Source organism: Deltaproteobacteria bacterium (genome assembly GCA_019912665.1).
Lineage (GTDB): Bacteria > Desulfobacterota > GWC2-55-46 > GWC2-55-46 > GWC2-55-46 > UBA5799.
The window spans coordinates 400023-420051 of record JAIOIE010000006.1 but is presented as its reverse complement, the minus strand read 5'-3'; the positions used below and the strand labels follow the sequence as shown (position 1 = coordinate 420051).

Annotated in this window: 18 protein-coding genes; 14 read left to right on the top strand and 4 right to left on the bottom strand. The window is 54.7% G+C overall.

Going from position 1 to position 20029, the window contains the following annotated elements:
- Positions 1 to 200: 200 nt before the first annotated feature.
- Both K8I01_01990 and K8I01_01985 read left to right on the top strand, forming a co-directional pair.
- Positions 201 to 2033, top strand: coding sequence for a hypothetical protein (locus K8I01_01990; protein MBZ0219194.1), 1833 nt, complete (start codon positions 201 to 203; stop codon positions 2031 to 2033).
- 112 nt (positions 2034 to 2145) lie between these two features.
- The gene (locus tag K8I01_01985; GenBank protein ID MBZ0219193.1) at positions 2146 to 3090 is read left to right on the top strand and encodes a sigma-54 dependent transcriptional regulator; all 945 of its coding nucleotides are present in this window, start codon (positions 2146 to 2148) and stop codon (positions 3088 to 3090) included.
- On the opposite strand, the gene K8I01_01980 is transcribed toward K8I01_01985, so the two are convergent.
- On the bottom strand, positions 3087 to 3317 hold the full coding sequence (locus K8I01_01980; GenBank protein MBZ0219192.1) for a helix-turn-helix domain-containing protein: 231 nt from the start codon (positions 3315 to 3317) through the stop codon (positions 3087 to 3089). The genes K8I01_01985 and K8I01_01980 overlap by 4 nt on opposite strands.
- A 415-nt stretch (positions 3318 to 3732) precedes the next feature.
- On the opposite strand from K8I01_01980, the gene sthA reads away from it, so the two are divergent.
- The 3 genes from sthA (at position 3733) to K8I01_01965 (ending at position 7181) form a co-directional block, all read left to right on the top strand.
- Positions 3733 to 5121 carry a Si-specific NAD(P)(+) transhydrogenase gene (gene sthA, locus K8I01_01975; GenBank protein ID MBZ0219191.1) on the top strand — a complete coding sequence of 463 codons (1389 nt, stop codon included), beginning with the start codon at positions 3733 to 3735 and terminating at the stop codon, positions 5119 to 5121.
- 102 nt (positions 5122 to 5223) lie between these two features.
- Positions 5224 to 5883, top strand: coding sequence for a dienelactone hydrolase family protein (locus K8I01_01970; GenBank protein ID MBZ0219190.1), 660 nt, complete (start codon positions 5224 to 5226; stop codon positions 5881 to 5883).
- Positions 5884 to 6026: 143 nt separating this feature from the next.
- Positions 6027 to 7181, top strand: a complete 1155-nt coding sequence (locus K8I01_01965) for a PQQ-dependent sugar dehydrogenase (protein MBZ0219189.1) — start codon at positions 6027 to 6029, stop codon at positions 7179 to 7181.
- 6 nt (positions 7182 to 7187) lie between these two features.
- Here the strand turns inward: K8I01_01965 and glgB are convergent, their stop codons facing one another.
- Complete coding sequence (gene glgB / locus K8I01_01960; GenBank protein ID MBZ0219188.1) at positions 7188 to 9119, bottom strand: 1,4-alpha-glucan branching protein GlgB; 1932 nt, start codon at positions 9117 to 9119, stop codon at positions 7188 to 7190.
- Between the two features lie 406 nt (positions 9120 to 9525).
- Between glgB and surE the strand changes: the two genes are divergently transcribed.
- From surE to K8I01_01920, 8 genes are all read left to right on the top strand, one after another.
- Positions 9526 to 10269: a 5'/3'-nucleotidase SurE gene (gene surE, locus K8I01_01955; GenBank protein ID MBZ0219187.1), complete on the top strand. Its 744-nt coding sequence runs from the start codon at positions 9526 to 9528 to the stop codon at positions 10267 to 10269.
- The gene (locus K8I01_01950) at positions 10266 to 10967 is read left to right on the top strand and encodes a protein-L-isoaspartate(D-aspartate) O-methyltransferase (GenBank protein ID MBZ0219186.1); all 702 of its coding nucleotides are present in this window, start codon (positions 10266 to 10268) and stop codon (positions 10965 to 10967) included. The genes surE and K8I01_01950 overlap by 4 nt, the downstream gene beginning before the upstream one ends.
- A 16-nt stretch (positions 10968 to 10983) precedes the next feature.
- Positions 10984 to 11433 carry a TIGR00725 family protein gene (locus K8I01_01945; protein ID MBZ0219185.1) on the top strand — a complete coding sequence of 150 codons (450 nt, stop codon included), beginning with the start codon at positions 10984 to 10986 and terminating at the stop codon, positions 11431 to 11433.
- A gap of 169 nt (positions 11434 to 11602) precedes the next feature.
- Positions 11603 to 12292, top strand: coding sequence for a M23 family metallopeptidase (locus tag K8I01_01940; protein ID MBZ0219184.1), 690 nt, complete (start codon positions 11603 to 11605; stop codon positions 12290 to 12292).
- 94 nt (positions 12293 to 12386) lie between these two features.
- A complete protein-coding gene (locus K8I01_01935; GenBank protein ID MBZ0219183.1) occupies positions 12387 to 13298 on the top strand; it encodes a sigma-70 family RNA polymerase sigma factor in 912 nt (303 codons plus the stop codon).
- Positions 13299 to 13354: 56 nt separating this feature from the next.
- Complete coding sequence (locus K8I01_01930) at positions 13355 to 13873, top strand: adenine phosphoribosyltransferase (protein MBZ0219182.1); 519 nt, start codon at positions 13355 to 13357, stop codon at positions 13871 to 13873.
- A gap of 67 nt (positions 13874 to 13940) precedes the next feature.
- Entirely contained in the window at positions 13941 to 15206 is a 1266-nt protein-coding gene (locus K8I01_01925) for an anion transporter (protein ID MBZ0219181.1), read from the top strand.
- A gap of 52 nt (positions 15207 to 15258) precedes the next feature.
- Entirely contained in the window at positions 15259 to 15414 is a 156-nt protein-coding gene (locus K8I01_01920; protein MBZ0219180.1) for a hypothetical protein, read from the top strand.
- 95 nt (positions 15415 to 15509) lie between these two features.
- Here K8I01_01920 and K8I01_01915 read toward each other — a convergent pair whose 3' ends face one another.
- Positions 15510 to 15914 (bottom strand): hypothetical protein, encoded by a 405-nt coding sequence (locus K8I01_01915; GenBank protein MBZ0219179.1) that lies wholly within the window; start codon positions 15912 to 15914, stop codon positions 15510 to 15512.
- Positions 15915 to 15957: 43 nt separating this feature from the next.
- A complete protein-coding gene (locus K8I01_01910) occupies positions 15958 to 17121 on the bottom strand; it encodes a class I SAM-dependent rRNA methyltransferase (protein MBZ0219178.1) in 1164 nt (387 codons plus the stop codon).
- 145 nt (positions 17122 to 17266) lie between these two features.
- Here K8I01_01910 and K8I01_01905 point away from each other — a divergent pair, with 145 nt between their 5' ends.
- Positions 17267 to 19981 (top strand): GNAT family N-acetyltransferase, encoded by a 2715-nt coding sequence (locus K8I01_01905; GenBank protein MBZ0219177.1) that lies wholly within the window; start codon positions 17267 to 17269, stop codon positions 19979 to 19981.
- The last annotated feature ends 48 nt before the right edge of the window (positions 19982 to 20029 follow it).

The following is a 20029-nucleotide window of genomic DNA, read 5'->3' as shown; positions in this document are numbered from 1 at the left end:
GACATAAGCCGAAGACTTATAGCAGAATAAGCCGACAACTCCTAGCTGCCGATTTTTACTGCACCTTGAATTTGCCTCCCCGCTTTTAAGAGAAGACCACCTTTGCGCTGTATTAATCCATCCCATTTGAAAGCCTGAGAGTATCGCTAGTTTTCGCAGCTGAGCCATTCAAGGGAATAAGGCGTCAGGAAAGCGAAAATATGAGAGTCATTGCCTCTAAAAAATTCATCGTAGGGGCTATAATAACCGTCTTTTTTGTAAGTCTCTTAAGGGAGGCTATAGCCTGGAAATATGGGCCTTCTTTTGAAGTAAATACTAATACCGCACAGCCCCTTAAATCTGAGCCAGTCAAATTAATTCCTCTTGTTCCAGTCAATTATTTCTCGGAGGGCGAAGGTCCTGTTAAAGAAAGTATTTCACATCCATTTGCTAGCGAGCAATTTGGTTCGCCCAATCTTGCTGACAACGTTGCCCTGGTCGGCACAGTTACAACCAGTAGTGGCCAGAGCTATATTGTTTTTGAGAGCCAGAAATTTAACGAACAGAGAAGTTTCACCGTTGGCGAAAATGTTTTTGGCCTCGGCATACTCAAACAAATAGGTGATGGCACGGCTCACATAGAGGCTAAGGGGAAAATGCTAGCGATATCCATTCTCGACTCAAGGCCTCCGGACACACCAAATAATAAAGTATCGAATAATGCTCCGATAGAGAAACCCGCCTGCACTGAGAGCGTTTACCTGCTGGTTCAATCTCTCAGTACGTACAACACCAGCAGTTTTGGTGCCATAAGCACGGTCGAGGAAGCTGAAAGAATTTTTGAGGAAATAAAGGATCGCGTCCATGGCCTCGAGTTCGAAACGTTATACTATAATGACGAGGATTTGAAAGTGCATCATAAGATAGCTGAAACCGCAAAGAGGTACGGGATAGAGCTATGGGCAACCTCATGGAGGCTCAGGGACCGAATAAGGTCATTTGGCAAGATACCAGTAGAATACCAGGCGTATAGAATGCTGCCGGATGGGACAATAATCCTGGCAGAAGTCGATGGAAAGCCGCTTTTTGACGTGTTGAACGGGGAGGCTATGGCTTGGTTCCTGAAAGAATACAGGGAGAAATATCTTGAGCCGTTTAAAGGATTACTAAGCGGGTACTTCTTCAACGAGGATGTCCTGGCTTATTTTGGAGAAAGAAAAGGGAACAATAACAGATATGACTATTGGAACAACCCGACTTTCAGCCCCGCCGTCTTAAAGGCCTGGCGAGAATATTGTAAGGCAAATATGATTATTCATGATGGGAAAATCGTAAATAGCTTCCCTGTCCATACGCCTGAGATGGCTGCTAACGGAGGAGGGTTGACAGAGTATTTCCCCGGCTACAACGTCCCGGAGGTTATCTATCCAGGCCAGTCGTTTAGCCAGCTTCCAAAGGCAGAAGGGGTGTGGAAACATTGGGATGACTTCGTTACAGAGCGATTTCAATCCATCTGGATCGATCAGATAGCCGAGCTTGCAAACAAGGTTAATGAAGATAGTTCCACGGAATGGAGAGGAGTTAAATATTTCGGCCTACATCACTGGAGCCTGCCTTTCGAGATTATTAAGGACAAGAATTTTACAGTGCCTGAAATCCATAGATGGGGTGCTTGGGGTAGACAGCGCGGCGTTGATTTGGAAAAAATGAGCGCTTCGCCACATATCAAAACGGTTGTCTGCGAGACTTATCCTCCGATAAAGGCAAACCTTGAATTTTATATTCGTGAGTTTAAAAGAGAGTCGGAAAGGAATGATAAGAGTTTTGGTGTAATGCTGCATCGGGACGACAACTGGCAACTTGATATCGAAGAAGAAGCGAAAAGGTGGAATTTGATTAACACCTATCGGCCATCTGTCCTCGTGAGATTCCCGTTAAAAAACATGCTCCCTTGGAATGCCAATTATTCTTCCTATCGAGAATCGTTATTCGATTACAATTTAAAGGCTTATAAGGAAAATTATTGTTCCTCTCCAATTAACCCACTGCAGTAGGTTGGACTTCGTTATTGAATCTGCTAAAAGAAAAAGTTACAAAGTGCTTGTAGCGCACAGTAAAATCGGTTATGATTGTTATAGCTTATCCCATACCTTAAATAGGAGTCCGATGTATCAGTACGGGATAATAACTGAGTCCCCGAAGATGAAACACGTCTTTCAAATTATGGAAGCTATTTCAAAAACATCAACAACTGTGCTCTTGACTGGAGAGACTGGAACAGGCAAGGAACTCGTAGCCCAGGCGATACATCACACCAGTACGCGCTCACAAAAGCCTTTCGTTGCCATCAACTGCGGCGCAATCCCTTCTGACTTGATGGAAAGGGAGCTGTTTGGACATGAAAAGGGCTCTTTTACAGGGGCAAACCAGAAGGCGATAGGTAAATTAGAATTCGCCAATGGTGGAACCATATTCCTCGATGAAATAGCGACACTTCCACCGCATCTGCAAGTCAAGTTGCTCCGTGTTATACAGGAAAAGTCTTTTGAGCCTGTGGGCTCGCTTATTTCCGTCAAGGTAGACGTGAGATTCATAGCCGCCGCAAATGTCAATCTGCTTAATGAAGTCAAGGAGGGGCGTTTCAGGGAGGACCTTTACTACAGACTGAATGTACTGCCGATAGATATCCCGCCGCTGAGGGATAGAAGGGAAGACATCCCCTTGCTTGTCCAGCACTATCTTTCGGAATACGGTAAAAAATACAACAAAAGGATTGGCGGGATTACAGACAGGGCACTGGATATTCTGACAAAATATTCATGGTTTGGGAATGTGCGCGAACTGCAGAACCTCTCAGAGATGCTTGTCGTCCTGGCGGCTGAGGATAGTATAATAGACGCAGATTTTTTGCCTGAAACACTTTTCAAATCAAATGTAAACAAGCCTGCTGTCACCTATGAAGATGCAATGAAAGCCTTTGAAAAGGAGTACCTGATAAAGGTTCTGCAGGAAACCAATTGGAACAGAACGGAAGCTTCTAAAAAAATGGGGCTTCACAGGAATACGTTATTAAACAAAATGAGGGAGCATGGGCTCCAGGAGGCTCATTAAGGTTTTCTATTACTTTGGTAATCAGACCTGAAGAGGGCCTCAGGTCTGATGTCTAAAACTTGCATTATTAATAGCAAATCGTTCAAAGTAAGCGGTATATGTCCCGTTTCTTTACGGGCATAGGTAGAGCGCTCAATCCCCAGCTTTTCCGCCACATCCGCCTGAGAATACCCCTTCACCTTTCGAATTGTCACAATTCGAAAAAGTATATGGTCCAGCTCTTTCATAAAATAGGCAGAGCTCCTAGCGTATAAAGAAAAAGCGGGAAAATTGCAGGAAAAATAGTAGGATACTTGATTAGTATCGATATTATTTCGGCTGGCTTAAAAAATATTTAAATTTTTTAGAAGGGAACTCAACTGGTGCTTTCAAGGTGTAAGCATGGCTTGTGCATAGTTGGCGCAAGTTGTTTCATCCGTGAGCCCCTAAAAATCAATATATCAGAGGTTTTTGGATTTGCAAGAAAAAATTTAAGCGCAATACATAGCAGGAAGGGCTATCATTTTAATAAAATAGAACACTCGCAGATTTTGACATAAGCTTCCTGTCAAGAAGGCAGTTCTAAAGAAGAGTTTCGCGTTGTTTCGGCGTATCCAGTGTATAATCAAGGCTAGTCTAATCGTCTAATCCAGGGGTGCGTTCATGAGGGAATACGACGTCCTAGTCGTGGGCTCGGGCCCGGGGGGGCAGAAGGCGGCGCTGCAGGCCGCGAAGCTCGGGAAAAGGGTCGTGATAGTAGAGAGGAGCCCGTATCTCGGCGGGGCCGGTATACACACCGGGACGCTCCCGAGCAAGACGCTCCGGGAGATGGCGCTACTCTATTCGGGTTTCAGGGAGCGGGCCATATTCGGCCTCCAGCTCATAATGGACAGGGATTTGACCCTGAACGAGATACTCCACCGTAAGACCGAGGTCATACGTCGTCAGCTCGAAGTGGTAATGGACCAGTTCAGCCGGAACAGGGTCGCGATAGCTTACGGGACAGCATCCTTCCTGGACAGCCATACGCTTGAGGCGAGAGGAGAAGGGGGAGGCTGGGAGGTCTTCAAGGCCGGAGTCATAATGCTCGCCCCCGGCTCAAGGCCCGCGCGCCCGCCTGAAATACCCTTCGACTCCGGCCACATCTACGACAGCGACACCATCTTGAAGCTCGACAGGATCCCCAGGAACCTCACGATCGTCGGCGGCGGCGTAATCGGCTGCGAGTACGCGTGCATCTTCGCTGCGCTCGGAGTTAAAGTGAACCTCGTCGAGAAAAGGAAGAGGCTCCTCAATTTCGTGGACGAGGAGGTGGCTGAGAACCTTACCTACAGGATGAGGCACTCGGGCGTGACAATGAGGCTGGATGAAGAGGTGGTGGACATCGTGGTGGAAAGCCCGGGAAGGGTGGTGACGCGCCTTAAGAGCGGAAAGATGCTCGCCTCGGAAAAGCTCCTTTACACAATGGGGAGGACCGGTAATTCCGATACCCTGAACCTCGGCGCTGCAGGGCTCAAGGCCGACTCAAGGGGGCTCATATCCGTTAACGAGGACTTTCAGACGACCGTCCCGCACATCTACGCCATAGGGGACGTAATAGGCTTCCCGTCGCTCGCCTCTACCTCGATGGAGCAGGGTAGGAGGGCAGTCTGCCACGCCTTCCACAAGGAGGGGATCACCTGCGAGCTTCCCGGCCTTCTGCCTTACGGCATCTACACCATACCCGAGATAGCCATGGTCGGGGAGACGGAGGAGAGCCTGATGCTGAAGGGAGTACCCTACGAGACCGGCTCCGCGTACTTCCACGAGGTCGCGAGGGGGCAGATAATAGGCGACACCCACGGCATGCTCAAGCTCATCTTCGACAGGGATACGAGGCGGCTCCTCGGGGTCCATATCGTCGGCGAGCGCGCAAGCGAGCTCATACACCTCGGCCAGGCGGTCATGTGCTACGGCGGGCCCATAGATTACTTCAAGGACGCGGTTTTCAATTATCCGACCCTTTCGGACGCCTACAAGGAGGCTGCCCTGAACGGCCTGAATAAGCTCTGAGGGGGAGATTCCGGCCCTGCCTTTTCTTGACATGTCCCGGCCCTGCGGCAATACTTACAAATAGGGAAAATCCGTCCTGACTTGTAAAAAAAACGGTGCTGAATGAGGCTTGTGAGCGATTCCGGATCTCTAGTATACATACCGTCCGGCAGGGTAAGACTCGAGGGCGCGCTTGCCGTCCCCGACGGCGCGGAAGGCATAGTCCTTTTCGCGCACGGGAGCGGCAGCTCACGCCACAGCCCGAGGAACAACTACGTGGCCGGGGTCCTGAGGAAAGCCGGGCTCGGGACACTCCTCATGGACCTACTTACGAGGGATGAGGACATCGACTACGAGACCCGGTTCGATATCGGCCTCCTTGCGGAAAGGCTAGACGCGGCTACAACCTGGCTCGCCGAAGAGGACGCGACAAAAAGCCTGAGGATAGGGTACTTCGGCGCGAGCACCGGCGCTGCCGCGGCACTCCGGAGTGCCGCAAGGACCGGAGACGCCATAGGCGCGGTCGTCTCCAGGGGAGGCCGGCCCGACCTCGCGATGGACGCCCTGCAAATGGTCAAATCCCCGACGCTACTCATCGTAGGCGGAAGGGACGATATCGTGATAGAGCTCAACAGGAAGGCCTACGAGAAGATAGCCGCGGAAAAGGAGATGGTCATTGTCCCCGGCGCTACCCACCTTTTCGAGGAACCCGGCGCTCTGGAGGAGGTCGCAAGCCTCGCTGCCAGATGGTTTAAGAAATATTTAAAGCCCTTGTCAAGATAACGCCTTCCCGTAAGTGCCAGTCCCTCGCATTCCAATCCAATTCAGTCAAAACGGCCGTAAAGAGTTGCGGCTGGCCGCTTTTCAAAGTAGAATGTTCGTTAGAGAGCCTGTCGGCACCGCACCTTTTTTTTGTAAGGAAAAAGATGCTTAAGCTTGCCCACATATCAGTCCTCCTTTTGGCGGCCCTCCTCCCTTCATCCCTTTTCGGGGAAACACTCGCTCCTGTCCGTCTCGAAGTCCCTGAGAAGTTCAGAAAGGGCATATTCACCACTGAAAGGACCCTTGAGGCCGTTCCGGGGCTAAAGGTCTCGGTATATGCGGCCGGGGTTCCAGGAGCCCGGTTCATGGCAGTAAGGACCGACGGAGTGATATTCCTTAGCTCCCCTTCGGAAGGCAACGTCCTGGCGCTGCCTGACAAAGACCGAGACGGCGTGGCGGACGAAATCATAGTGTTCGCCAGGAACCTCAAGAGGCCGCACGGCCTTGCCTTCAGGGACGGCACGCTCATAGTCGCCGAGACCGGGAGTCTCATAGCCCTTGAGGACGCTTCAGGCGACCTAAAAGCCGATGTGAAAAGGATACTCAGCCAGGACGTGCCCGCGGGCGGCGGCCACTGGACGCGGACCGTCGTGGCCGGGCCTGACAACTCGCTCTATGTGTCAGCCGGATCGAGCTGCAATGCCTGCATGGAGGCGGACAAAAGGCGGGCGGCGGTCCTGAGGTTTACGGATTCGAAAGCGGAGATATTCGCGACCGGTCTCCGAAATAGCGTAGGTATCATGTTCCACCCGGAAACGGGCGAGCTCTGGGGCGTGGATAACGGGAGGGACAGCATCGGAGACGACATCCCGCCCGAGGAGCTTAACCTCATAAGGAAAGGCGGGGATTACGGCTGGCCTTTCTGCTATGGGAGCCGGGTGCCTGACCCGGAGCTGGGGAGCCCTGAGCGGTGCAAGGATACCATACCCCCGGTTGTTGAGATGCAGGCCCATTCCGCTCCCCTGGGGATTGCCTTCGGCTATGGCCTGGATTTCCCGAATAGGCTTAGAAATGCCCTTTATGTAGCCTTCCACGGCTCATGGGACAGGGAAGTTCCGACCGGCTATAAGCTATCGGCAATACCTTTTACGAAGGGAAAACCTTCCGGCGCTCCGTTCGATGTCGTGACCGGCTGGCTCGTGGAAGGTGAGGCATGGGGAAGGCCGGTAGACGCGGTAGTGGGCAAAGACGGCGCGCTTTATGTGTCAGACGACAGGGCAGGGGCGGTGTACAGGATAACATACAAGCCAAAACCCTGACTTGCATTAACCCTTCCTCTTGAAAAAGACAGCCGATAGGGGAGGGAGGCTAATATCGAGCGAGAAGGGCCTTTTGTGCGACGTGATTTCTTCCGCGTCCACGCCGCCGAGGTTCCCCTTTCCGCTACCGCCGTAAATTTCCGAATCGCTGTTCAGTATCTCCTGCCACCACCCGCCTTCGGGCACGCCTATCCTGTACCGCTCCCGGTAGACCGGGGTAAGATTGCAGACGACAAGCACTGTATCTTTAAGGTCCCTGCCTTTACGGAGGAAGCTTATCACGCTGTTTTCCCAGTCGTGGAAGTCCACCCACTCGAACCCCTCGTCCGAGAAGTCGAGCTCGTGAAGGGCCGGATCGGTCCGGTAGAGGCGATTCAAATCCGCTACCCACCTCTTTACGCCCGCGTGGCAGCCGTATGCAAGCACGTGCCATTCCAGGCTCTCGTCGTGAGTCCATTCCCTTACCTGCCCGAACTCCCCGCCCATGAAGAGGAGCTTTTTCCCGGGGTGCCCGTACATGTAGCCGTAAAGGAGCCGGAGGTTCGCGTGCTTCTGCCACTCGTCTCCGGGCATCTTCCCGATAAGCGAGCCCTTGCCGTGCACGACCTCATCGTGGGAGAGCGGCAGCATGAAATTCTCGGTAAAGGCGTACCAGATGCTGAAGGTGAGCTGGTTATGGTAGTACTTCCTGAAGACCGGGTCCTTTGAGAAATATTTTAGCGTGTCGTGCATCCATCCCATGTTCCATTTCATGCCGAAACCCAGGCCGCCGAGCCATGTGGGTTTCGAGACCATGGGCCATGCGGTCGACTCCTCCGCGAAGGTCTGCACGTCGGGAAACTCGTGGTATACGGCCTCGTTAAGGCGCTTCAAAAACCCTATGGCCTCGATGTTCTCCCTGCCGCCGTGCTCGTTGGGGACCCACTCTCCTTCCTCCCGCGAATAGTCCAGGTAGAGCATGGACGCGACGGCGTCCACCCTTATTCCGTCCACGTGGTACTTGTCGAGCCAGAAGAGCGCTGAGCTTATGAGGAATGAGCGCACCTCGTGACGTCCATAGTTGAATATGTAGCTCGCCCAGTCCGGGTGAAAGCCCTTCCTCGGGTCGGAATGCTCGAAAAGGTGCGTGCCGTCGAAGTAAGAGAGGCCGTATTCGTCGCCGGGGAAATGCGAGGGCACCCAGTCGAGTATGACCCCGATGTCGTTCTGGTGTAGATAGTCGACGAGGTACATGAAATCCTGAGGCGTGCCGAACCTGCTGGTCGGCGCGAAGTAGCCGAGGGTCTGGTAACCCCATGAGCCATAGAACGGGTGCTCCATGATCGGGAGGAACTCGACATGCGTAAAGCCCATCTCCTTTACATAATCGGCGAGCTGGACCGCCATTTCGCGGTAGCTCAAGGACCGGCCGCCCTCCTCCGGGACCTTTCTCCACGAGCCCAGGTGCACCTCGTAAATCGAGATGGGCTTGTCCAGGGCGTTACGCTCCCTCCTCTTCAGCATCCATTCCTGGTCGCCCCATTCGTAGGAGAGGTCCCATACTACAGAGGCGGTCTTGGGCGGGCATTCCCAGTGGAAGGCGAAGGGGTCGCCCTTCTGCACCCTGTAGCCGTGAAATCTCGATTTGATGAAGTACTTATATAGGGTTGAATGGCCTATTCCGGGGACGAAGCCCTCCCAGACTCCCGACCAGTCGTCGCGGACCTTGAGCCGGTGCGTCTCGGTGTTCCAGCCGTTAAAGTCCCCCATTACAGAAACGGACTCGGCGTTAGGCGCCCAGACCGCGAAGTGGACGCCCTTTACGCCGTTGACCTCGGAGAGGTGAGCGCCGAGCTTGTTATATAGCTTGTAATGGTTCCCTTCCTTGAAGAAATATATGTCGTGGTCGGTTACGTGGCTTGCGTCGTGAAATACGAGAGGAAATGTTACCCCGTTCATGAACCAGCTACCCCCTGTCAGGCCGCTGAAAAAGCCCAATCTGCTGCGTCGTCTTCAAAATTGGACACTCCGACGTACTACAGAAGTACGCCTCGTCCTCATTTTTCGAACTCATTGCATTTTGAGCTTTTTGAACAGACTGACTTTTTTGATTTCAGCATTGAAAAAAGTAAAGTCCGGGACTGAAGGGTCATCATCAAAATACCCGCGCCCGCGCCATGATTAATATAGCACATTTCAGTGCGCTTTGAGGATATTTAGTCTGATCGCCTTTTTAGAGGCTCCGGGGCCGCCCAATATACTGTTGAAATCATGGGCAGTTTACATTATATTTTTTTATCCGCTACAATCCCCGAAAGAGAGGACGGGGCGCCCATGCCCCTGCTAAAATTGTATAATGGCAGAAATGAAAAAGAAGGTCATCCTGGTCTCGAATGACGACGGCATACGCTCTGAAGGGATACTTAAGCTAGCCTCGGCGCTACGGCGCGTGGGGACTGTATATGTGGTCGCCCCGGACAGGGAAAAGAGCGCGGCAAGCCATTCCCTTACGCTCCACAGGCCGTTGAGGGTAGAGGGGGCGGGGACGCGGATGTTCGCGGTCGACGGCACCCCTACCGACTGCGTTACGCTTGCCGTGAACGGCATTCTCCCCGAGAGGCCCGATATCGTCGTATCGGGCATAAACAAGGGCGGCAACATGGGCGAGGACGTATCCTATTCCGGAACGGTCTCCGCCGCAATGGAGGGGACCCTTCTCGGGATCCCGTCGATAGCCGTATCGCTCCTTGAGAAGGACGGCTACGACTTCGGGTATGCCGCGGCCTTTGCCGCGAGGCTTGCAAGGCACGTGATCAAGCAAGGGATGCCCAGGGACACGCTACTTAATGTCAATGTCCCGGCCGAGGCTCCCAAGGGATACAGGATTACGACGCAGGGGAAGAGGTTCTTCAGCGACGCCGTGGTCGAGAAGGTGGACCCCAGGGGCAAGAAATACTACTGGATAGGCGGCGACCTCGAAAGGTGGGAAGGGGGCGCGGACGCCGACTTCAGGGCCGTGCATGACGGCTATGTCTCCATAACGCCCATACACCTCGACATGACCAACTACCGTTCCCTCACGGAGCTTCGGGGCTGGAAGATAAGATGAAAAAGGCCGGGGCCGGACAGGCGGCGCTGAGGATAAAGAGGGACATATACGAGCGGTCGAGGCGGCACATGCTCGATACCCAGCTCATACCGCGCGGCATAAGGTCCAGCGCGGTGCTTGACGCCATGCTGGCCGTCCCGAGACACCTCTTCGTGGACGAGGCCCTCCATTCGCAGGCATACTCCGACTACCCGCTCCCCATAGGAGAGAAGCAGACGATATCCCAGCCCTACATGGTCGCCTTCATGGCCGAGTCGCTCGGGCTTGCCGGGACCGAGAGGGTGCTCGAGATTGGGACCGGCTCCGGCTACCAGGCGGCCGTCCTTTCGCTACTTGCCGGGAAGGTATATTCGGTAGAGCGGATATCCAAGATCGCCGACAGGGCGCGGAAACTCCTTGATAGCCTCCTTTGCCGTAACGTCGTCATAAGGGTAGGCGACGGCACAATGGGCTGGCCTGACGAGGCCCCGTTCGATGCCGTCGTCGTCGCAGCGGGCTCGCCCGAGGTGCCGCAGGCCCTCGTAGACCAGCTCAAGCCCGGCGGAAGGCTCATAATCCCGGTCGGGGGGGAGGACTCCCAGAAACTACTGAGGATCACCAGAAAGGCCGGGGGCGCGGCAACGGAGACGCTCGGCGCGTGCAGGTTCGTAAAGCTCATAGGCAAGGCCGGCTGGAGGGAAGAGAAGGACCGTGCCTGACCGTCCGGCAAGAAGGCTGGTCATAGGGGTCATCGGCTACGGGCTTGAGGATGAGGCTCTGAACGAGCTCGCCGAGAAGACCGGGGCGCTAATAGCCGAAGCCGGGTGCGTTCTTGTGAACGGCGGCCTCGGAGGCGTCATGAGGGCCTCGGCAAGGGGCTGCAGGTCAAAGGGAGGGCTCACGGTCGGCATACTCCCGGGGCTCGACCCGGGCGAGGCCAACGAATACATAGACATTCCTGTATCAACTGGCATGGGCGAGATGAGGAACGCGCTTATAGTAAGGGCGGCCTCGGCGCTCATAGCAATAGGCGGGGGCTACGGCACACTTTCGGAGATAGCCCTTGCGCTAAAGTCCGGGAAGCAGGTCATTGGCATAAAGACGTGGGACGTATCCGCCGAAGTGATTAAAACGGAAAGCCCGGTCGAGGCTGTTAGGCTCGCGCTTAAGGCGGGCGGCTTTTAGCCAGGCTGCTGAAAAAACCCAATCTGCTGCGTCGTCTTCAAAATTGGACAATCCGGCGTACAAACAAAGTACGCCTCATCCTCATTTTTCGACTCCTTGCAACTTTAGCTTTTTGAGCGGCCTGATAAGATTTTTAGTTTTTCAGCAACTTTTAGAAAAAAGAGTCCTGATGTTTTTTTTGAGCACTCCCTTCCACAGAATCGTTTCACTGCTTCTCCTTTTTTCTTTCGCGCTTCTCTCCATTCAAGGCTGCGCCGGTCCGGGCGTATATCACACCGTTAACAGGGGAGAGACCCTCTGGAGGATATCGAAGACTTACGGGGTGGAGCTACAGGAGGTCGCCGAGATAAATAATATCAAAGACCCCACGGATATCAAGGCAGGCGCGAAGATATTCATTCCCGGAGTATCGAAAGTAAGAAAGGTCAAGCCCTATTCGCCGCCGGCTTCCGGCGCAAAGGAAGAGACCGGACGCATAGTAGTGGAAAAGGGGCGGTTCATATGGCCCGTTAAAGGGAGTGTCATCTCGCATTTCGGCATGAGGAACGGTGTGCGGCACGGCGGCATGGACATAAAGGCAGAGGAGGGGGCGTCTGTCTTCGCCGCGGATGCGGGCGAGGTCGTCTTCGTCGATACTAGCATGCGCGGGTACGGGAGGATAATCATACTAAGGCACGCGGATGATTTTTATTCCGTCTATGCGCATAACAGGGAAAACCTTGTAAACCACGGTGAAAAGGTGGAAAAAGGCGCCCGGATAGCGACCGTCGGGCGTTCCGGGAACGCTTCAACGCCGCACCTCCATTTCGAGATCCGCCAGGGGAAGACCGTAAGGAACCCGCTTTTTTTCTTGCCATGACCCGAGAATTGTTGTAAAAGGTTTAAAACCGGAAACGCGACCTGATAATGCTTCTTTGTCCCGGACTAATCCTTAGGGAAGGGGTAGAGGCCGTATGGAGAAGCATGATGGGTCAAATCCGGGCAATTTCATCAGGAAGCACGCCCGGAACGGCAGCGAAGGTTCTGATGGCTTTTCAACAGATTCTGTAAAGTTCTACTTCAATACCATCAAGAAGTTCCCGCTCCTAAAACCCGCCGAAGAGAAGCTCCTCGCGAAAAGGATAATGAAGGGCGACCAGGAGGCAAGGCGCCGAATGATAGAGGCGAACCTCCGGCTCGTGGTCAATATCGCGAAGAAGTACATGAACAGGGGCTTCCCGCTGCAGGACCTTATCGAGGAGGGCAATATCGGGCTTATAAAGTCCGTCGAAAGGTTCAGGGCCTCCAAGGGCTGCAAATTCTCAACCTACGCGACCTACTGGATTAAGCAGTCCATCGAGAGGGCCATCGCCAACCAGGCCAATGTCGTAAGGCTCCCCATACATGTCACCGCAGATATCTCGAAGCTCTGCAGGGCAACAAGGGAGCTTACGATGGCCTTAAGCAGGGAGCCCGACTGGAGCGAGCTTGCCGAGAGGACCGGTTTTTCCGGGCGCTATGTCAAGAAGCTCGACTCAATAGGAAAAAAGAGCTACTCTCTTGAAGCGTTCCTCCCGGACGGAAGCGAGCAGTCGCTCCTCGACAGGCTCGAGGACCAGGCAACGCTCCCCCAGGTAGACCTTCTCGACTGTAAGCGCAAGGCCGAAAGGGTGAACGCCTGGCTCGCCACCCTCGAAGAGAACGAACGGAGCGTCATAAAGCTCAGGTTCGGCATAGGGAACGGCGGCCCGGAGACCCTCGAAGCAATAGGCAAGGCCTTCGGAGTTACGAGGGAGAGGGTGCGCCAGATAGAGGTAAAGGCATTGGGGAAACTTAAGAGCCTAGCCAGGGACAGGGACAAGGTCGCTTCCCTTGATGCGCTCTGAGCTTTTGTGCTAAAATGTCCCGGTTTCGCGACCTAAACAACTCCAAGGAGACGAGAATGGTAGACCAGCTCAAGCAGGCCATCCGCGACGTTCCTGATTTCCCGAAGAAGGGGATACTCTTCAAGGACATAACTACCCTCTGCAAGGACGCCTCGTCTTTCCAGCGCATGGTGGATCTCATGGGCCACAGGTACGTCGGGAAACGCATAGACCTCGTCGTAGGCATAGAGGCGAGGGGGTTCGTAGTGGGCGCCGCCCTCGCTTACAAGCTCGGGGCAGGGGTAATACTTGTCAGGAAGCCCGGGAAGCTCCCGCACAAGACCCACAAGGCGAGCTACGCGCTCGAGTACGGCACTGACAGCCTTGAGATACACCAGGACGCTATCGAGCCGGGCCAGAACGTAATAATAGCCGACGACCTCCTTGCTACCGGCGGGACGGCGGCGGCCGTCGCAGGGCTTGTTAAGAGCATGGGGGCCAACATAGTAGAGTGCTCTTTCATAGTCGAGCTCGACGAGCTCAAGGGAAGGGAGAAGCTCGCCCCGCACCCGGTATTCTCGCTCCTTTCGTACTGATTCTTCGGGGTAGCTTCAAGATAGCTTATCATGGGGGCAGCGGCTTAAATGCCGCTGCCCATTATTTATGCCTCCATTCGACCCCGTGCCGGGGATAATTCTTCTAGCCGTCTTCGCGCTCATCGCCGTAAGGCAGGTGGGCACACTGAGGCTCGCCATCTGGCAGATAATGCTCGGCGGCGCGCTTGCCGCCCTCCTTTCAGGCTCGATAGGCCCTTCACGCGCTCTCTCCTCCATAGATATCGACGTAATGGTCTTCCTTTTCGGCATGTTCGTGGTCGGAGAGGCCATGGTCGAGAGCAGATACCTTCACCATATTGCCGACAGGCTCTTCAGGAGCGCAAGGAGCGCGAGCGCGCTCGTACTCTACATACTCTTCATAATGGCCTTTTTTTCGGCGGTCCTCATGAACGATACGGTCGCCATTATAGGCACGCCTCTTATGCTCTCGTTCGCGAAAAAGCACGGCATCAAGCATAAGCTTTTGCTGCTAACGCTCTGTTTCGCGATAACCATAGGAAGCGTAGTAAGCCCCATCGGGAACCCGCAGAACCTCCTTATCGCGCTCCACGGCGGCATCGCGAATCCCTTTGTTACATTCTTCAAATATCTGGCAGTGCCGACAATTATCAACCTCTTCCTGACGTTTTTCGTCCTGAGAATATTTTTCAGGGAGGAGTTCCATGCCGTAAGGCTGCTGCACCCCGCGGAGGAGGTGAGCGACAGGGCGCTTGCCTGGCTTTGCAGGCTCTCTATTGCGGTGATCCTCATAATGGTCGCAATAAAGGTCGGCTCTGTGTTCCTGGAGTTTGATTTCGGGCTGAAGCTCACCTACATAGCCTTGGCTGCCGCCGCCCCGGTCATGATCTCAAGCCCAAGGCGCCTCGATATACTAAGGAAAATAGACTGGCACACCCTCTTCTTTTTCGCGTCCATGTTCGTCCTCATGGCGAGCGTCTGGGATTCGGGGCTCATACAGCGGCTTGCGGCCGGATGGTCCGGGGCCGGGTCGCACGTCTCGATACTGGCCCTGAGCGTCCTACTAAGCCAGCTACTCTCGAACGTGCCCTTTGTCGCGCTTTACCTACCTGTGCTCGACGTGGCAGGGGGGGCCTTAACCGACCTCATGGCCCTTGCCGCCGGGAGCACCATAGCAGGGAACCTCCTCGTACTCGGCGCGGCGAGCAATATCATAGTTATCCAGAATTCCGAGAAGAACGGTGTTGAAGGCCTATCCTTTCTCGATTTTGCCAGGGTGGGCGTGCCGCTTACAATCGCCAACACCGCCGTCTACTGGGCGTATTTCGAGCTTATCCTTCATATACCAGCTTGACAAAATCCTTTTTTCGGATATTGTGAGTACAAAAAATCGGATGGGGTCTTGGATGAGCAAGAATATCGAGAAGGTTCTTCAGGAGCTTAAGGAAAGAAGAGACAACCTGGATATCGCGATAAGGATACTCCAGAGCGAGGTAAAGGAGACGAGGCCCGCAAAGAGGCGCGGCAGGCCGAGAAAGAAGACAGAGGCGCAGCAGGGTTAAGCTATTCCGGCAGATACGTGAGTCTTGATCTTGAGTTGAATCTGCTGCCTTGCACCTCCGTTTTCGTTTCAGTATGCCGCAGCCGGAGGTCTATTTCATTCTTGTCCCGGTCTTGTCATAAGGGCCATTCTCATGATTTGCAATATCGCCAAAAGATTGGCAACCAGGAAGAGAGTGTCGAAAAAAAGGTTTTCAATTCCCTTCAGGCCTGATAGCGCGATCAGATAAATCATTATATAGATTACCGCGCCGCCCGCTATCAAACCGATTATATTTCCCATGAAATGTCCACGGAACAACAGTATGGAAGCGATCAGATAAAGAGGTATGAAGAACATATCGGGGTAGATAATGGCATTGTACGCCTCTTCGGGAAAAGCGGCCGGCCTTTCCCAACTCCCATTGATCACCGAAAAGACAACATAGGTTTGAAAAATGCCCCATAACCCAAACCAAACGATTGCAATCCAGGGTTTTTGACTTGTTTTTTTTGACGTCATTCCATGCTCCGGCGTTTATTACGACGCTTACGCGCAATTTACCTCAAATCACTTCCATCAGCACGCATTTCAGGTACTCGGTCTCGGGGACCGCGAGCGAGACCGGGTGGTCCTTTGCCTGCGAGCGTATCTCGATTATACGGGCCTGCCTGCCTGCCTTTTTCCCTGCCGCGCGTAGCATCTCCAGGAACATGGCCCTGTCCACATGGTAAGAGCACGAGGACGTGGCGAAGAGGCCGCCCGGCCGTAGTAGCCTCATGCACGCGGCGTTCGTATCCGTGTAGGCCTTCAGCCCTTCGGCTGTCCGTGCCTTTGACTTGACGAAGGCCGGGGGGTCGAGCACTATGCAGTCGTATCTCTTCTGCGCTTCGGCCTCCTCTTTCATGAACTCGAAGACATCGGCCTTTATGAACTCGCACCTCTCAGTCAGACCCGAGAGGGCGGCGTTTCTCCTGGCTTGGCCTATTGCGTAATCGGAGGAATCTACACCCCTCATCCTCATGCCCGACCCCGCGAGCGAAATGCTCCAGGCCCCGGTGTAGCAGAAGAGATCGAGCCCGTCGCCTTCGGTGGCGAAAGAAGCGAAGGATCTTCTGTTCTCGGCCTGGTCGAGGAAAAAACCGGTCTTCTGCCCTGACATGGGGTCCACTTCGAGCACGGCCCCGTCCTCTTCGAGCCTCGGCAGGGGGTCGATAGAGCCCTTCAATACCTTCTTCTCAAGGGGCAGGCCTTCAAGCGAGCGGATGGAGCTGTCGTTCCTGAGGACTATCGAAGACGGCTTATAGACCTCTTCGAGCGCTTCTATTACCATGCCTGAGATGGCTTCCATGCCAAGGGTGAGGAACTGTAGCGACAGGCAGTCCCCGTACTTGTCTACTATAAGGCCCGGGAGGAAGTCGCTCTCGCTATAGACCGCCCTGAACGAGCTTTTCTCCCCTATTACCCTCTTTCTGTAGTCAAGGGCCGCCTCTATCCTCCGCTTGAAAAACTGGAGGTCTATCTCTTCTCTTTTGCGGGTGAGTATCCTTATTGATATGAGGGATTGGGGGTTTACGTAACCTATGCCCAGGAAGTTCCCCTTTCTGTCCGTAAGCTCGACGAGAGAGCCGGGGGTGAAGTTCTTGGGGCTCGTGAAGAGCTCGTTCGAGAAGACCCATAAGTGCCCGCCCAGTATACGGGTTATCCTGTTTACAGCAGCTATTTCCATTTCGACTCCATATCGATGCGTATTATAATCATGCAATGTGTAAATCGGGCTGAGCGGCATCCGGGTTGCAATTTTCCGTGTTATGGGAAAGACTTGATTATAGCCGGTTTTTAGATCCATACCTATAAAAAAGAAGAGGTGGCGAATGGCGGTCGAAAAAAGGCGCGAAGGCGGCGAGCCGGAGAGCATAGAGGTCATATTGAGGACCGGGCAGAGCCTGAAGCTCAGGCCCATACGCCCCACCGACAAGCAAAAGCTTAAGGATTTCTTCTACCGGCTGAGCCCGCGTACGCGTTACCTGAGGTTCCAGTACGCCAAGGAGCATATTACCGAGGAGGAGCTCAAGTATTTTACCGAGGTGACCCCGCCTGCCAGATACGCGTATGTCGCGGCAATAGGCGAGGCCGAGAAGGAGCAGATAGTCGCGGTCGCAAGGTGGGACATGCTCCCCGGCACATCGAATGCGGAGGTGGCCTTTACCGTAGTGGACAATATTCAGCTCCACGGGATAGGCACGCTCCTTCTTGAAGAGCTCGCGAAAGCGGCCCTCTCCTACGGCATAACGCTTTTCAGGGCCCAGGTGCTCGAGGAGAACACCCGGATGCTCGAGGTCTTCGACGAGAGCGGGTTCAGGTTCAAGAAGGCCTTCTCCGAGGGCGTATACCACTACACCATAGATCTCAAGGACCAGGAGGAATACTCCAAGCGGCAGGCGTACAGGGAGCACATAGCCCGTAGCGAGGGCGTAAGAAAGCTGCTTAACCCGAAACGCGTGGCCATTATAGGCGCATCCAGAAGCCCCGAAAGCGTGGGCGGGGCGCTCTTCAGGAACATGCTCAGGGACGGCTTCAAGGGGGTCGTCTTCCCGGTTAATCCGAAGACCGACTCAATCGCCGGGGTCCTCTGTTATCCGACGGTCCTGGACGTCCCCGTGGACATAGATCTGGCTGTCGTGGTCGTGCCAGCTGAGCACGTGCCGGCGGTCGTCGACCAATGCGCTCAGAAGGGCATAGGGACGCTCGTAATAATCTCGGCAGGCTTCGGGGAATCGGGGCCTGAAGGGAAGGAAAGGGAGCGGCAACTCAGGGAAAAGATACTTTCCTATGGCATAAGGGTAGTCGGGCCCAACTGCCTCGGCGTCCTCAACAACACCCCGGATGTGCGGCTCAATGCCACCTTCTCGCCGGTAATAGCGCCGTCCGGGAACCTTAGCATAGGCTCCCAGAGCGGCGCTCTGGGGCTTGCGCTCCTCGACCACGCAAAGAGCATAGACCTCGGCATATCCTCTTTCGTGAGCTTCGGGAACAGGATAGATATCGCGACGGACGACCTCCTCGAATACTGGGAGGACGACAAGAACACCGACGTCATAGTCCTCTACCAGGAGTCGTTCGGAAGCCCGAGGAAGTTCGGCCGTATAGCCAAAAGGATATCGCATAAGAAGCCGATAATAGCCGTCAAGGCCGGGCGCTCGCTAGTGGGCGCCAGGGCCGCGACCTCGCATACGGGCGCGCTTGCCGCCTCTGACGTCGCCGTCGACGCGCTCTTCAGGCAGGCCGGGGTAATAAGGGTAACGACCATCGAGGAGATGTTCAACGCGGCGGAGGTCCTGACTCACCAGCCGCTCCCCAATGGGCCGAGGGTCGGCATACTCACGAACGCGGGCGGTCCCGGCGTCCTCGCGGCCGACGCCTGCGAAGGCTTCGGCCTCAAGGTTCCGCCGCTATCGGAGGAGACGCAGGCGAAGCTTCGTGAGTTCCTCCCTAAGGCCGCCGCGGTCACGAACCCGGTGGACATGATAGCTACCGCCCCTCCCGAGTCGTTCAGGAGGGCGCTCGAAGTGATGCTCGGCGACCCGGAGCTGGATTCGATAATATTGATATACATACCGCCGCTCATCACTAAACCCGAGGACATTGCAAGCTCGGTAAAGGCCACTCTCGAAGGTTACAGGGGGGATAAGCCCGTAGTGACCTGCTTCATGATGTCGCAGGCCACGATGGAAGGGATTAGGAAGGATACTGGACTCCGCCCGTTTGTTTTCCCGGAGGACGCGGTCCAGGCGCTTTCGCTCTCTTACGCCTATTCGTTATACAAGCACAGGGCCGAGGGCTCGCCGGTCAGGTTCCCGGAGCTCGATACTGACGCCATCAGGGCCGCGGTCTTCGGCGAAGGGGCCGAGAGGGGCTGGATGATGCCCGAGGCCGCGCTCGACCTCCTTAAGCAGTATGGCATTAAGGCTGTAGAGACGAGGGTCGCAATGGACGCGGACGCGGCCGCCAGGGCAGCCACGGAGCTCGGTTTCCCGGTCGTCCTGAAGGTCCGCTCAAGGAGGATAGTCCACAAGACCGACATAGGGGGCATAGCCGTAGGGCTTATGACCGCCGAAGAGGTGAAGAAGGCCTTTAACGGCATACAGCTTAAGGTGGAGGAGGCGGGGCTTCTTGACGAGATGCAGGGAGTGATCGTGCAGCCGATGATAAAAGGCGGACAGGAGATGATAATCGGCATGTCCGTCGACCCTCTATTCGGCCCGCTCATTATGACCGGGCTCGGGGGCGTGGAGGTAGAGCTACTTAAGGACGTTTCCTTTGCCATACACCCGCTTAACGACATCGAGCCCGAGAGGATGCTCACGCAGCTTAAGAGCTATCCGCTCCTCAAAGGCTACAGGGGCAGGCCGCCCAGGGACATAGCGAGCCTCAAGGACACCATACTCCGCTTTTCGGCCCTCATCGAGGATTTCCCGGAGCTTGAGACCATAGAGATAAACCCGCTCATGGTGCTCGGCGAGGGCAAGGGCTCGGTCGCGGTAGACGCCAGGGTCTATATCCGGGCCCCGGAATCGCCCGCTTTCTAAGTAGGCCCAAACACTTAGGGGTGGAACATGTCAAAACGAAGAGCTCTC

Excerpts from the sequence above, each read along its gene's own strand:
- K8I01_01910 (MBZ0219178.1), bottom strand. The coding sequence starts at position 17,121 with ATGGAAATAGCTGCTGTAAACAGGATAACCCGTATACTGGGCGGGCAC.
- K8I01_01990 (MBZ0219194.1), top strand. The coding sequence starts at position 201 with ATGAGAGTCATTGCCTCTAAAAAATTCATCGTAGGGGCTATAATAACC.
- K8I01_01905 (MBZ0219177.1), top strand. The coding sequence starts at position 17,267 with ATGGCGGTCGAAAAAAGGCGCGAAGGCGGCGAGCCGGAGAGCATAGAG.
- K8I01_01935 (MBZ0219183.1), top strand. The coding sequence starts at position 12,387 with ATGGAGAAGCATGATGGGTCAAATCCGGGCAATTTCATCAGGAAGCAC.
- sthA (MBZ0219191.1), top strand. The coding sequence starts at position 3,733 with ATGAGGGAATACGACGTCCTAGTCGTGGGCTCGGGCCCGGGGGGGCAG.
- K8I01_01915 (MBZ0219179.1), bottom strand. The coding sequence starts at position 15,914 with ATGACGTCAAAAAAAACAAGTCAAAAACCCTGGATTGCAATCGTTTGG.
- K8I01_01920 (MBZ0219180.1), top strand. The coding sequence starts at position 15,259 with ATGAGCAAGAATATCGAGAAGGTTCTTCAGGAGCTTAAGGAAAGAAGA.
- glgB (MBZ0219188.1), bottom strand. The coding sequence starts at position 9,119 with ATGAACGGGGTAACATTTCCTCTCGTATTTCACGACGCAAGCCACGTA.
- K8I01_01965 (MBZ0219189.1), top strand. The coding sequence starts at position 6,027 with ATGCTTAAGCTTGCCCACATATCAGTCCTCCTTTTGGCGGCCCTCCTC.
- K8I01_01970 (MBZ0219190.1), top strand. The coding sequence starts at position 5,224 with ATGAGGCTTGTGAGCGATTCCGGATCTCTAGTATACATACCGTCCGGC.
- K8I01_01980 (MBZ0219192.1), bottom strand. The coding sequence starts at position 3,317 with ATGAAAGAGCTGGACCATATACTTTTTCGAATTGTGACAATTCGAAAG.
- K8I01_01930 (MBZ0219182.1), top strand. The coding sequence starts at position 13,355 with ATGGTAGACCAGCTCAAGCAGGCCATCCGCGACGTTCCTGATTTCCCG.
- K8I01_01940 (MBZ0219184.1), top strand. The coding sequence starts at position 11,603 with ATGTTTTTTTTGAGCACTCCCTTCCACAGAATCGTTTCACTGCTTCTC.
- surE (MBZ0219187.1), top strand. The coding sequence starts at position 9,526 with ATGAAAAAGAAGGTCATCCTGGTCTCGAATGACGACGGCATACGCTCT.
- K8I01_01985 (MBZ0219193.1), top strand. The coding sequence starts at position 2,146 with ATGTATCAGTACGGGATAATAACTGAGTCCCCGAAGATGAAACACGTC.
- K8I01_01950 (MBZ0219186.1), top strand. The coding sequence starts at position 10,266 with ATGAAAAAGGCCGGGGCCGGACAGGCGGCGCTGAGGATAAAGAGGGAC.
- K8I01_01925 (MBZ0219181.1), top strand. The coding sequence starts at position 13,941 with ATGCCTCCATTCGACCCCGTGCCGGGGATAATTCTTCTAGCCGTCTTC.